This window comes from uncultured Brachyspira sp. (genome assembly GCF_949287625.1).
GTDB lineage: Bacteria > Spirochaetota > Brachyspiria > Brachyspirales > Brachyspiraceae > Brachyspira.
The window spans coordinates 1-15,237 of record NZ_CASEGO010000072.1; the positions used below are offsets into that span (position 1 = coordinate 1).

The following is a 15,237-nucleotide window of genomic DNA, read 5'->3' on the forward strand; positions in this document are numbered from 1 at the left end:
ATTGTTATATTAATAGTTTACATTTTGCAATATTATAATATAATTATTATTATTAATAATATTGTTAATTAAATTAGTGATATTATTTTTTTTGTTTAGATTAGGAAGCTAATGTATGAAAAATAGTTCAAATAAAAATAATGCCAGAGTAAAAAAAACAAAAAAAATACTTGAAGATTCACTAGGTCTTTTATTAGAAGAAAAACCTTTTGAAGATATTAGAGTAATTGATATTTGTGCAAAAGCTAATATGCACAGAAGTACTTTTTACACTTATTATAATGATAAATATGAACTATTAAAATCAAAATTAGATGAATATGAAGCCAAGTTTTTGGAAGACCTAAATAGATACAAAATAGAAAATAAATTAAAAGATGAACATGTTGATATAATGGAGAAAATACTTCAATATTTTTATCTAAATAGAAAGTATTTAAAAATAATATTTCAAAATAATAAAGACGGAAGCATTACTAAAATATTGAGAGAATATTTAGCCTCTTATGTAATTGAGGGTATAAAGGATTTCAAAACAATAAGACCAGATAAGGAAAATGTTGTAAGAATAATGGGCAGTTTTTATTCAGGAGCTTTTATATCAGTTCTTACCGATTGGATTTTAAATGACTGTTTTATATCAGTAGAGGATTTGGCTGTATATATTTCTGATATTATTATGCAGAGAGTGTTCTCTGAATAAGACAGCAATTTAGTATATAATCTATAATATTTAAATAAATTCTCATTTGTAAAATAAAAATCTTATTTACTGTCTAATATAAATAATTATTCAAAATATATTATGAAAAGGTATACGTTTGTCGATAATATAAAAAATAAAATAAATTTTTTACTTTTATATAATTAATTTGATTTATTTATATATAAAGAACAGGAGATATTTATATTATGAAGAAAATAATTATCTTGATATCATTGTTTACGCTTTGTTTTAATTTGTTAAATGCACAAAATATAACTAAAGAGAGTGATTATTCAAAGAATTGGGCTAATTTTATATTTAGAAAAACAATAGATATGAAAGGTGCTTTATATGAAGGAAGACCTGGAGGTGATTTAGAGCTGGTATCTGGAAAATCGCCTATGTTTTTGATAAAAATGTATAAGTTTATGGGAGCAAGATCTGATACACATGCGTACTATACTCATCAGGTTCCTATATCTATGTTTTATGATAATGCTCCAGCTTTAGGCGTTAATCTTGTAGAAGGTTATTCTATAGAGGGCGGCAAAATAATGAGATATTCAAAATATATAAGAAGTTATCAGGGAAAATTGGATTCTTGGAAAAAGTCTAATTCTACTTACACCAATGAAAGATGGGTTGCCAATTCTGATGCAGATTGGGGATCATATCCAGTACCTCAGCCTGAAGATGTTAACTGGGCAGATGGAGAATATGCTGGAGAATTGTATTAAATAAATATTATAATTCAGTATGTTTTTTATTATATTAGTTATATTATTAGTTCTTATAGTTTTATTTTTTATTAATCATAAAAGCGTAATATCTTATGATAATGCTTGGGTTAGATTAGTTCAGAATAAAACAGTTAAAGATGCTGATAAGAGCTATTTATTTAAAGAAGATGCTGGATTAATTATAGGTGGCAAAAAAAAATTAAATTTTGTAAAAGCAAAATATGATAATATGGCCGTTTACAGTAATACTGATTATTTAAATAAATTTATGTTGGTTTTTTCTGGCTATCCTTCTGTAAAAGTAACTTTTATGGAAGGATATATTGTTGAAAATAATAAATTATATTATACATATGCTTATAAATCATCGTATTATACTAAACTTAATAACTGGATGAAAATTAACGGAGTTTTTCAGTCTAAAGAAGTATGGGTGGCTAAGAAAAATATAAAGTGGGCAGCATTTCCTTATCCTACTGCCTCTGATATTAATTGGGAAAAAAAGGCTATGATAGGAAGTTTATCTTAAAATATATTAATTTCCTTAAATACCATAAGTCTGAAACAAAAATTATTAGCGTATTAAAAGTATAATTATTATGTATTCCTATAAATGTATGAGAAGTTAGCATATAATTTTTTTAATTTTAAAAATCCATATTACAATATTGCTTTATATCTTGTTATTATAATTTATATTGAATAAAATTTTTTATTTGTTATATTTAAAATAAATTTACAAAAAGGAGAAATTATGAGTTTAAATATAGATGATAAAGGCAAAGTAAAAGTTGTTAGTTTGGTTGGAAAATTAGATGTTAATTTATCTGTATCTATAGAAGCAGAGTTAGAGCAGTTAGTTGAATCTGGAAGTCATTTTCTAATCTTGGAACTATCAGGAATTGAATATTTAAGTTCAAGCGGTATCAGAGTATTCATTTCTATAATGAGAAAAATTAAAGATAAAAATGGAAGATTAGTATTAGCTTGTGTGCCTGATATTATTAAAAAAATATTAAAAACAGTTGAATTGGAAGATTTGTTTGAAGTTTATGAGTCAGTAGATGATGCAGTAGCTTCATTCTAATTTTTTTACATTGATTTTTATTTGTATTTTTTGTATAATGCTTGTATAAGTTGTATAATTAATTTTATACTGCTATTAAATATATAGAGTAGAAACATTTTATGAAGTTAAAGTATTATATAAAATTAAAATTACTAATATTATTTTCTTTTATACTATTTGCCTGTGCATCCAGTCAGAAGAATTCTGATTCTGTATTCAGCAGCAGACCTTTTTTAAGAGAATACAAAAGATATTCTCTTACTTCAGGGGAAGTAAATCCAGCTTTAGATGCTGTAATAGACAGAGAGGGTACTTGGGTATATTATGCAAGGGAAAATGCAGGAAATACAGATATTTTTGCTATAGATTCATATACCTTAGAAACATTTAGATTAACTAGAAGTCCAGGTATAGATACTTCTGTTTCTGTTGATGATAAATCAAAATATGTAGTATTTTCTTCTACAAGAGACGATGCTTTTGGTGATATATATGCTTATAAACTAGTTAATCTTGTTGGTATAAGAACTTCAAAAAATAATTTAGAAAATTTAGAACAAAATATTATAAGACTTACAGATTATAAAGGCTATGATGTTGATCCTGTGATATCTCATAGAGGAAATATGATAGCTTTTGTATCTGACAGAGACGCTGGTATTAAAAAACTCTTTACTATGAAAAATAATGGTAAAGATGTAAGAAAATTATCAGATATAGAAGCCAGTTCTCCTGCTTTTTCTTTTGATGATACTAAAATAGCATTTATAACTTCAAAAATAGGTGAACCTTATTCTCAATTAGCTATATATAATTTTACTCCAAGTACTAATGATCAAACTAATTTAACAATTCTTACTTCTACAAAAACATTTAAATTTAACCCTACATTTTATAATGATGATACTATAATTTTCTTTGAAATAGAAAAAGATTCTGACAGAGACGGAAATTTAACATATTATGATAAAAGACGTTTGATGTCATATTCTCTTACAACACATCAGTCATATGTATTATCTGAAGATACTCAATTAACAACTTTTAATGTTGCTTATCCTTCTGCTTTGGTAGGTACTTATGTTGTAAGCGAAGACGGAACAAGTATAGTAACAATGGGATCTACAAAAGAGTATTTTATAAAAGATGATAATTCTCAGACTATGTATGAGAGCTTTGTTGAGCTTCCTTATGATAGAAAAGTTGATGCTATAGATAGATTTTCTGAATATTTTCCTTTCGAAGATGATGCGGGAAATGTTGCCAAAGCATATTTTAATATAATGATATCATCATATACAAATAATAATATAAATGAATACAATAAAGCCAAAAATACGCTTACACAGGAATATTCTAATACATTTGTAGGATTTTTAACTTCAAGGATATATACAAATTTTTATACCAATGAAAATATATTCAATTTAGATTTTTATACTAATGATTTTTTTGCAACAAATAAGAATTTTAAAAATTTAGATATTACTAATTTGCTTGGCTGGGCTGGCTATATATCAGCTAATGAGAAATATAAAAATAACAATTCTGATAAAGATACATGGCTTATATTAGATAACTTAATAAATTTGAATATAAGTAAAGATTTATATATGTTAGCAGCAAAATTATATGCACATTCTGTTGAAGATAACGGTTATAAATATCCTGAAGATGAAGATATGTATAATGTTCCTTATAAAAGAAAAGATTTATTATTTTCAGACAGATTAGATATTGCTAAAAGTTTTATAAGAGATACAAAGATATCTTATAATATTATAATAGATAATGCCCACCCTTATGCCCCTTTATCAGCTGCTGCTAGGCTTATATATTTAGACGGACTTATACTCTCAAGAAATTATGAAGAAGCTACCAATTTATTTGTACCTTATACAGAGTCTAAAAATGATATAATGCTTGCTTTGGGATATTATGGAAATGCAAAGGTGCTTTTAGCTCAAAACGATGATGGAGCTTATGCCTTATTAAAAAATGCTTTAACTTCCGGCGGTAAAAACTTTGAATCAACCTATGAGGCAGAAGATTGTAAAAGTAAATTAGCAAGTTATTATAAATCATTAGCAGATGATGCTTATAATCAGGGCAGATATGCTGCAGCTTATGACAATTACAATGAAGTATTAAAATATTCGCCTAATGATACAACTGCATCAGCCAGAGTAATAGAGAGCGGACTTAGAGCTTACAGTACTATAGATTCTCTTGAAAGAACTATTTATGAAAGAGAGAGAACTATTTTAAGTACAAGATATTCTGACCATGAGGCACATGCTGAGCTTGCCAATGCATATTATTATTTGGCAAATAGATATTATGGTATGGCTTTATCAAAACAGTACAGCAAAGAACGTTATGTTGTAAGTGATAAAAAACGTGAAGACGGATTTTATTTGTATTTAAATAAATCTTTTGAGGCAATAGTTGATAAAGCAGTTTCATATATTGACTTTGCAATATTTTTATATCCAGATGAAGAGGATTATTATATAAAAAAAGCTGAGATGTTAACATTTGCTCAGGCTTTGAAAATGCAGGTTCTTCAGGATACTAAAACTTATAAAAGTGTAATAGAGTTAGTACCTGCTTATAAAGATAATACGATTACAAATGATGTATATATGGGTTATAATTTGCTTGCATTTCAAACTGCTGATTTAGATTCTGAAATCATAGATGCCTTAATAATGGCTAAAAGCAAGGTAAAAACTAAACCTAATATTGTTTCTATAATGCTTGCCAATTCATATTTGATAAACGGAAGATATTCTGATGCTGTTAATGAATATAAAGAGGCCGAAAGTCTGCTTAATCAGGTAGGAACTGATAAGAGCAGGGCTTGGTATCATTTCTTTTATGGTTATTCTCTTTGGATGAATAATGATATAAAAGGTGCATACAGAGAATATGATACTGCACGCAAATTATTTGAAAAACTCGGTGATAAAGAGAGTATATACAAAATAGTAGGGTACACTTCTGTAGCTGCTATTGAACAGGAAGATTATGAAAAAGCTATAGAATCATTGCTTGAAAGAGATAAACTTACAGAAAATGATGTTAATAAAAATGAACTTAATCAGCTTTTACTTGCTGCATGTTATTTAAAATTAGAAGATTATAATAATGCTTTATCATACTGTGATAGTGTAAAAGCACAGATTGATAGTTTGGATTCTTCAGTTTACACTCCAAATTATGTAAGTATAACATTATACGGAGCTAATATTAATATAGTAAATTTAGGTCTTGCATCTTTCGGAGGATATATACCTGGAGAGCCATTGAATGTTGATAAACAGCAGATGCTTTACTCTATATATCAGGAACTTTATGAAAAGATGGGTAGGTATTCTGAGGCTAGAGAGGCTTTATCATCTTATAGAAATTATGTTATAAAGGATAAGCCTAAAGAATCTATACAGCCTCTTATGCTTGCAGCATATTTCAATAATGAAGGATATCTTTATTACAGACAAGGGGATCAGTCAAACTCTATAATGTCATTTAAAAGTTCTATAAAGGAATATCAAAAGACATTAGACCCTAAAACTCTTGAAAATAATCCTAGTCTTCAGTATCAGAATGCTGAAAATGATGCTAAAAACTATTTAAGTTTATCCTCTTTATATTTAAGATATTTATCAGAAAATGATTTAACTTCTATCAAAAAAGAATTTTTTATAGAATTATTTAATACTACAAAAACTCTTAAAGTATTATCTACTAATAATGCAGTTAGCACCAAAGACAGATTATTATTATATTCTCATATAGCTGCATTCCAATATATAATGGCATTCAAACTTACAGCAGATAACAGCATAGAATATAAAAGAACAAACAATGATGACCCTACAGATATGACGGATTATGATATAAATGTTCAAAGACTTACAATGCTTAAAGATGCCATTGACAGATATAAATATATTCTTTCTTCTAATTCTAATTTCCCAGTAGATTTAAAAACTGAAATAATTGTAAGATATAATTTGGCTAAGGCTTATGAACTTGCAGGCTATATTGAAGAGGCGGCAAGGGAGTATATGTCAGCATTTTCAAAGGCTCAGGCTTCAGCTTTTGCTGTTGAGGAGATTGCTATACTTACTACTTTAATTGATTTCAGCAGTAAATATAGAAACAGATATCCAGACAGTCTTGATTATCCTGTACAGTATGTATTTAGAATACTTCAGAGAATAAGCGAAAGCGTATTTATGATAACATTTGTAGAAGATAATAACTTTATATTAAGACAGGCAAAACGTAAAGTTATAGAGTTCTTAGAAGATAAATATCCAGATGCCAGTCTTAATATACTTGCTATGTTTGATGCTATTGATATGCGAAGGAAATTTTTGGATAGAAGATTATATACATTAGGTGAAAATAATTATTATCTTAGAGAATATTATAAACTTTATGAGAATGCTCTTTATGCTTATCAAAGATATTTAGACGCTGTTGCTACTCCTTATGACAGTAAAACAGAAGCTGCTGCACTTAAAGAAATTGCTAATTATGAAAAAGAAGCTATAAAAAGATTTTCTAATACCCCAATAGAGCCTATTGTTATATGCGATGTTAAGCCTGCAGATATAGATAAATCTATGCGTAAAGATGAAACTTTAATATGGGATACATTCTTCGGATATAGATTTGTAAGAGAAAATGGAAAAACTTCATTCTATCTTCAAAGTAATGCTATGCCTAAAACTAAAAACTATGTTACTCATATAGGTTTTAGACCAATTGTTATAAGCAATAAGAATATATTTGTAAGGGAATTGTATGATTCTACAGAATATATGCTTCCTGCAAAAACTGCTTATATAGATACTAAATTAATCTCATTCTACAGAACTACTAGAAGTGCTGAAAGAGAAATAAACAGCAGTATGAGCATGATGAGTAATACCAACTCTACTAATAGTGCCTACAGTTATAATATTAAAGAAATGAACAATTATGAATATAGAAGAAATACTCTTGCTATGAATGTTGCTTATAATAATACTGAAACTAATTTATCAGAAACAAATTATAATACTACAAATAATACATCTTCTACAAACAGACGAAGAAGAGGAAACTTTAGATTTATAGAATTAAAAGATATTGTTACTAATTCTTATGTTCCTTTGATTGTAGATATAACAGGTGCTAATGCATCAGATATATCTAATGTTATGAGTAAAAATCTATACATAGTTTACAGCGATAAAGAAACTTTTGATAAAAACAGAAGAGTATTGAGAAATATTAATAATATAGCATTAGTAGTAGGCAACAGCGGAAGAGATTCAAGGATAATGTTCTATACTAATTACTTCAGAAAATTATCAACTAATTCTTTAGAAACTGCTATGAAAGGCTATGATAATAATTTATTTACTGTATACGGAAAACCTGATTATAGTATGACTTCATTATCAAATGCTGCATATAATTTTAAAACAAGACTTTATACTTCATATGCCAATACTGAAAATCCTAGTGTTTCTATGATGTCTAATGTTATTGCCTATTCTCAAAGCGATGATGAGAAAATGTTTAATTATGCGACTATTGTTGAAGACAGATATGCGGCAAAAGACACTAATACGGCTTATTTATTTTCAGAAGAAGGATATAAATTCTTTGCCTCTTCATACAGCAATATAAGTGATTCTAATGCCTATAAATTTATTAAGTCAATGCTTCCAGTGTATAGAAGAATGGGTGAAGACGGAGCTGTAAAAGGTGCAAACAGAGCATTGCATTTTGTGTATCTCTATACAAACAATAATTACGATTTGGTAGATGAATACTTCACTCCTAGAACATTATCAAGATTCTTAAAAGCCAAAGACAATCCTAGTGAGTCTGTAAAATATTTAAATTATATAGCAAACAGAGTTAATGGAGGTAATAAAGAAAAGATTTTGGAAGTTGCTGTACTTTATGATTTGATATATGCTAAAACTCCTATTGATACAGTAACTAATTTCCTTAATAGAATGCAAAACACAAATGAAGTATTAACAGTTGCTAATACAATACTTGATACTTCTGTAACAAATGAAAGCGATATATTTACTACTATGAATTATATATACGGCAATCAGTATGTATTTGAAACAGAAACAGTATCCTCATTTGCTGACAGATTCTATTCATTATACAAAACTAATTCTTCTTATATATACGGACTATTAAATAAAATACGTGTTCCAGAGAGCGACTTTGATAAAAACATAGCAAATGCTTATGATATATTTTCTAATGAAAGTACTAATACTATGTTTATATTCTATGCTTATGAAAATAATAAATATACAGCTTATAGTTATGTTGTAGGGGACAGCGAAGTAAAAAAATCAAGTTTAATCGATATGAAAAAACTTAGCGGATATTTGGAAAGTTTTACCAATGCTTCTAAAGCAAGAGACAGAAGAACAGCTTTAAAATCTATTGAAAGCGGAATGTTATCATCGGATATTATTAAAGATGCTCAGAGGGCTCAGAGAATATATATAACAGGTTCTTATGCTAATTTATTTACAGTGCCTTTTGCATATTTAAATTCTTTCAGAAGTAATGATGTTGTTAAGATAAGAGAGCTAGAGTATTCTCCTAGCTATGTACTTAATGTAGGAAAACCTAAAATTAAATTAAATACTGAAACTAATTTCTATACTTCTTTAGAAACTTCAGCGGTTGAGAAATTTACTAATCCTCATGGAAATATACCATTAACACATTATATAGGAATAGATACCAATAGAAATAAACCTTTTGATAAAGAGGATATTTTCTTATCACCTGCTAGAAATGCTGATATATTTATGTATTTAACTGCGAGAAATGATACAAAACTTATGTTTACTTATGCTAACAACAGTGCAGGAGACTATTATACAATAATGAAGTATTTGTATGAAAGATTTGATAATGGTATTATTGATGCTTATAGATTTATAAAAACTAATAGAGTGAGCGTTAATACCATAAATACTAGTGATAGAGATACACTTTACATTGCCAATTATGCATTGTTTGATTATATACTTCCGGGTATACCTAAAGGTGAAAAATAGATAAATAATATTTACCTTATTTTACCTTATCTTAAAAAACTTACTTTTTTAGTAAAAAATATTTACTTTTTCTTGACATTTTATTTACAATATATTATAATATAAATATAATCAATCAAGAAAGGGGCGTATTTATGAAAAAGATATTTCTTGCAATTATTAGTATTTTTATAATTCAAATTCAAACAGCTTTTGCAGATTTTAATGCAGGTATAGGTTTGTATGTTCCGCTAGGAGCATCTATTTCTCAAAGCTATCAGGATTATAAACTAGGTGTTAATAATAATGACGGCAAACTTACTACTGGAGCTGCTTTTGAATGGGGTGTTGGAATAACCCCCGGAATATATAATGGATTTGATAATTACATGGGGTTTTCTTTATCATTAGACATAGCATATCATAGAGATGTTTATGCATATAATGAAAGTAAAGCAGCAGGAGCAGCAGGTCAGTTTCAAAATGTAAAAACTACATATTATTTTGATACATTAACTATAGGTATACTTCCTAAATTTAATATAAAAAGTTTTTTCATTGGTTTTGGTGCTGGAGTAAAAATTCCTTTGGCTGGAGGAGAGTCAACTCAGAACTATAACACAACATACAGTCAATTTGAGAAAGTTAATTATTATTATAATTTAAGCGATATAAAAAATAAATATAAAATGTCAGTTATTCCTTATGTTAAACTTACATTGGATTATTTATTCTACTTTAGCGATGAAACTGCTTTAGGCATAGGTATTTATGCAGGATATGATTTTGGTCCTGGTATTGTTAATGATGCTAGATTTTCTAAAAATGATTTCGGTGCTGTTGATATAGGAGGACAAATAAGTTTATATTTAGTAGATAATTAATTCTTATAATAAATTCATATATCACTCATAAATAGTATATGGGCTTGTCTTAATTTTAAGGCAGGCCTATTTTTTTTGTTATCATAAATCAGTTTACATAATTTTTTTATATTGTTTTTTTTAAACTATCCGAAAATTATCTCAGTATTATGTAAACCAATGGGGTAGTTTAATGATTAAAGCTGTAATATTAGGTTTTATACAGGCTATAACTGAATTTTTACCAGTATCCAGTTCTGGGCATTTGAGAATAGCAGAATATTTTCTTAAGTTTCATGCAGAAAACATATTATCATTTGAAGTAGCTTTGCATTTTGGAACTTTTTTAGCCACATGTATAATATTTCATAAAGATATTATTAAAGCTATAAGCGGATTTTTTTTAGGGCTAAAAGATGTTAAAAATTCAAGCAAAAATAATGAAGGTTTTAGAACATCATTAATGGTTATAATAGCTTCTATACCTGTTGCAGCAGTAGGACTTACTTTAGAGAAATATTTAAGTAATTTAGAAATACAGAGAATAGGACTTAATCTTGTTATAACAGGTTCTATATTGCTTCTAACTAGGAAGTTTGATAAGAACACCTACAATAATGATACAAAAGATGTATTTACTATGAGCTATTATAATGCCTTTATTATAGGATTAGCCCAAGCAATAGCAGTTTTCCCCGGCATTTCAAGGTCTGGTATGACAATAAGTGCTGCATTATTTATAGGACTTAATAGAGATTGGGCTGGTAAATTTTCTTTTTTGATATCACTCCCAGCAATATTCGGTGCACTGCTTTTATCAATAAAAGATTTGGCAGATTTTAATATTACTTATGCTTTGGTTGGATTTATCACAGCATTTGTTTTTGGTATTATAGCATTAAAATTTTTAATGGCATTTTTAAAGAAGGGCAAACTTTTCTTCTTCGGTTTTTACTGTATGATAGTTGGAATTGCCGTTTTATTTTATTTTATGGGTTTATAGTATTGGAGTTTTATTATGTTTGGATTATTTAAAAGAAAATTAGCAATACAAAAAAGAGCTGAAATAAGAAATGCAAATAAAAAACATACATCAGATAATTTCGATGATAATTATGAAGAAACTTATGAAAATAGAAATATATTCTTTGATATAGCAGGATTTTTGTGTATTCTATTTGCTGGTATACTTCTTTTATCATATTTTAGTATGAACATGGAAGATTTGAACTCTGGAAAAGAAGTTAGGAATTTGCTTGGAATATTTGGAGCTTATATATCTGCTTATTCATTTTTGGCTTTTGGTTTTTCTTCTTATGTAATACCGGCATTTTTTATGTATGCTGGAGTTAATATTATATTAAAAAATTCTACTGATAAAATATTAGTTTCTGCTTTATCATCATCTATATTAATGATTCTGCTAAGCATATTATTAAATATTTTTTTAGGAAATTTAGATTTTTATAATAAAGGCGGTATGATGGGAGAGTTTATAGGAGGCTCTTTAGTATCATTGTTTGGAAAGACTGGTGCTGTTATGATAGTATTATCAGCTTTCTTAATAACAGCTATAATATTTGCTAAAGTTTCTATAATGGATTTAGTTAATTATTTAATAGATATGTTTAAAAATGTAAAGGTTATAGAAAAAAAAGTTGTTGATGGAATAAAAGATTTTGAGATGAAAAATATGAAACATGATTACACTATTACGAATAATCAAATTAATGAAAATAATTCAAGCGGCAGTAAATCATATACAAAAGATTATCTCCCTTTATTTTACACAAAAGAAGTTTCAGAACTAGAATTAAAGAGTATACCTTTTATAGAAAAAGTTAATGATTTTGATGAAAAAAGATACAGAGAGAAATTTTTACATAAAAATAATGTTTCTCATAATTTATATGATAATTTCTTTAACAGAACCTCTAAAGAAAGCAAAGATATAGACAGTATTGTATCAGAATTAAAAAATCATAGATTTGGCGGAATAAATATAAATACTATGGAAACTAAAGAAGAAGATTTAGGATTAACTTTAGCTGAGGCTGTATTTGGCAGAGATAGAGCTAATAGAGTTAATAATACATATGAAAGCAGTATGGAGAGAGAAGATAATTTTTATAGAGAGTATTATAATGATATAATAAATAAAAAAAAAAATGATGAAATAGAAGATAGCAGCAATAACATTGAAGATAATGAAATATTTGAAGGACTTGACTATAATATAAATTATTTAAGAAAGTCCGATTTTAAGAGGGCTGCTTATGATGATTCGGTTAACAATTATGCTAAGTACAATGTATCAGAGCAGTATATAAAAGCCAAAGAAACAGAAAGCTTTGATGATGACTTTATTTATAATTATTATAATGATACAACTGATAATAATTTTAACACAGAAAATAATTTTCATATAGAAGAAGAGGATAGCTTTGAAAAACTGCAAAGATTAGTTGAAGAAAATAAAGAAAATAAAAAAATTAAAGAAATTGAAGAGTTAGAAAATAATAATAATATAGATAATATAATAGAAACTATAAACAATAAAAAAGATAATATTGAATCAGAAAAATATGTTTCTAATGTTCAAAGCAGAAATTCTAATAATAAAGAAGTGTTTGAATTTGCTATGGGCTACGCTTCAAAAAGAGCATATAACCGAGCAGACCATATACCAAATTATAATAATTCTTCATACAATAATAGTATTGACGGAAGAATAGATGAATTTGATTTGGACGAAGAAGAACTTTATAATGCTGATAATAATTCTGACAGCATAGAAGATATTAGATTAAAAACAAGAACCGTAAATAAAACTGCTGATTATGAAGAAGAAAATAATTATTTAAATGATCCGTATTTAGCTTCATCTAAAAATAACTTGATTTCAAATATCAATGATAATACTTCAGCAGAAAATACTTCAGAAACTATTATAGATGAAAAAAACAATATTAATAATATCAATGAAGAGTTTAATGAATATGCGGATAAAGAAAAATCAGATAATATTTTTGAAAATAATGCAGAGATAAATAATGCACCGAAAGAAGAGACAGCAGGCTTCATTAATATGGAATCTCAAAGAAACGTTGATACATTGAATAAGCCTAAAAAGGTTATACTTGGTACTAAAAATATAAGGAATATGGACAGCGAACGCATACAGTCAAATTTTGATACAAAGTATGTTGATAAGCATTATAAACACCCTCCATTTGATTTGCTCAATAGATCCATACCTGTTAATGATGGTGCTATGATGGAGTCTATAAAACAAACAGCTATGCAGCTTGAGCATACATTATTAGATTTTAATATAGAGGCAAAAGTTACTGGAGTATCAAGAGGACCTGTTATTACAAGATATGAGCTTGAAATAGCTTCTGGTATAAGAGTATCAAAAATATCAAATCTTACTGATAATATAGCATTAGCATTAGCTTCTGAAAGTGTAAGAATAATAGCCCCAATACCCGGACGTTCTGTTATAGGAATAGAGATACCTAATAAAGTGAGAAATGCGGTTTTCTTAAGAGATGTATTAGAAAGTTCTGATTTCAGACAATCTAAACTTGATATACCTTTTGTACTTGGAAAAGGAATATATGGAAATAATGTTATATCCGATATGTCAGAAGCTCCTCACTTACTAGTTGCTGGTACTACTGGTTCTGGTAAAAGTGTTTGTCTCTCTACTATAATACTTTCACTATTATATAAATTCAGACCTGATGAACTAAAGTTTATATTTGTAGATAAAAAAAGGGTAGAGTTATCTATATATAACGGCATACCGCATTTGATGTCTCCTGTAGTATCTGATGAGAAAAAAGCTACTATAGTATTGAGATATATTGTAGATATAATGGAAAAAAGATACGAGAGAATGGAGAGATTTTTCGTAAGAAATGTTAAGACATATAATGAAAAGGTTAGACAATTACTAAAAGAAGGAGAAACAGAATTTAACGGAGAGCCTTTAGAGTTGTTCCCATATATAGTTCTTGTCATAGATGAGCTTCATAACTTGATGGTTGTAGCCTCAAAAGAAGTTGAAGATTTGATATCACGTTTGGCTGGAATGAGTAGGGCAGTTGGAATACATTTGATAATAGCAACACAAAGACCTTCTGCTGACGTTGTTACTGGAGTTATAAAAGCAAATCTTCCAACTAGAATAGCATTCCAAGTACCTAACAAAACGAACTCAAGAATTATAATTGATATGTCTGGAGCTGAGCAGCTGCTAGGTAAAGGAGATGCTTTATTCTGTGCTTCTGGAAGTCAAATGCCTGATAGGGTACAGGGTGCTTTTGTATCTGACAATGAAGTTAAAAAAGTTGTTGATTATTTATCTGGACAGATGTCTCCTATGTTTGATGAGAGCTTGATTGCCGCTTTAGATGGAAGTGATGCTGATGATAAAAATTCTGATGAAGAGGATATACTTGATGAAGAGCTTTGGGAGGATGCAGTTCAATTAGTTGCAAGAACTGGTAAGGCTAGTGCTTCATTTTTACAAAGACGTTTAAAAATAGGATATAACAGAGCCGCAAGAATAGTAGAGATAATGGAGCGTCAGGGTATAGTAGGACCAGAAAACGGCAGTAAGCCTAGAGAGGTTTTAATTACTTTAGATGAATAATAGACTTGTTTAAAAAGTACTTGACAAATAATTTAATGAGTTTGTTATTTTATGCTAAATTAAATAATATTAATTATAGTTTAATTAAATGTTTTACTTGTTGTGTAAATT

The 15,237-nt window shown here is 27.8% G+C and carries 8 protein-coding genes; all 8 read left to right on the forward strand.

Annotated elements, in window-relative coordinates; all coding sequences use genetic code 11:
* Positions 1-115 precede the first annotated feature (115 nt).
* The 8 genes from Q1X91_RS10770 (at position 116) to Q1X91_RS10805 (ending at position 15,126) form a co-directional block, all read left to right on the forward strand.
* A complete protein-coding gene (locus Q1X91_RS10770; protein WP_013112738.1) occupies positions 116-703 on the forward strand; it encodes a TetR/AcrR family transcriptional regulator C-terminal domain-containing protein in 588 nt (195 codons plus the stop codon).
* Between the two features lie 209 nt (positions 704-912).
* Positions 913-1,443 (forward strand): hypothetical protein, encoded by a 531-nt coding sequence (locus tag Q1X91_RS10775; protein ID WP_300757075.1) that lies wholly within the window; start codon positions 913-915, stop codon positions 1,441-1,443.
* Positions 1,444-1,462: 19 nt separating this feature from the next.
* Complete coding sequence (locus Q1X91_RS10780; protein WP_300757077.1) at positions 1,463-1,975, forward strand: hypothetical protein; 513 nt, start codon at positions 1,463-1,465, stop codon at positions 1,973-1,975.
* A gap of 225 nt (positions 1,976-2,200) precedes the next feature.
* Positions 2,201-2,533, forward strand: coding sequence for an STAS domain-containing protein (locus tag Q1X91_RS10785; RefSeq protein WP_300757079.1), 333 nt, complete (start codon positions 2,201-2,203; stop codon positions 2,531-2,533).
* Positions 2,534-2,634: 101 nt separating this feature from the next.
* A complete protein-coding gene (locus Q1X91_RS10790) occupies positions 2,635-9,621 on the forward strand; it encodes an ABC transporter (RefSeq protein WP_300757081.1) in 6,987 nt (2,328 codons plus the stop codon).
* Positions 9,622-9,755: 134 nt separating this feature from the next.
* Positions 9,756-10,484 (forward strand): hypothetical protein, encoded by a 729-nt coding sequence (locus Q1X91_RS10795; protein ID WP_300757084.1) that lies wholly within the window; start codon positions 9,756-9,758, stop codon positions 10,482-10,484.
* Positions 10,485-10,656: 172 nt separating this feature from the next.
* Entirely contained in the window at positions 10,657-11,466 is an 810-nt protein-coding gene (locus Q1X91_RS10800) for an undecaprenyl-diphosphate phosphatase (protein ID WP_300757086.1), read from the forward strand.
* Between the two features lie 15 nt (positions 11,467-11,481).
* Positions 11,482-15,126 (forward strand): DNA translocase FtsK, encoded by a 3,645-nt coding sequence (locus Q1X91_RS10805; protein ID WP_300757089.1) that lies wholly within the window; start codon positions 11,482-11,484, stop codon positions 15,124-15,126.
* Positions 15,127-15,237 lie beyond the last annotated feature (111 nt).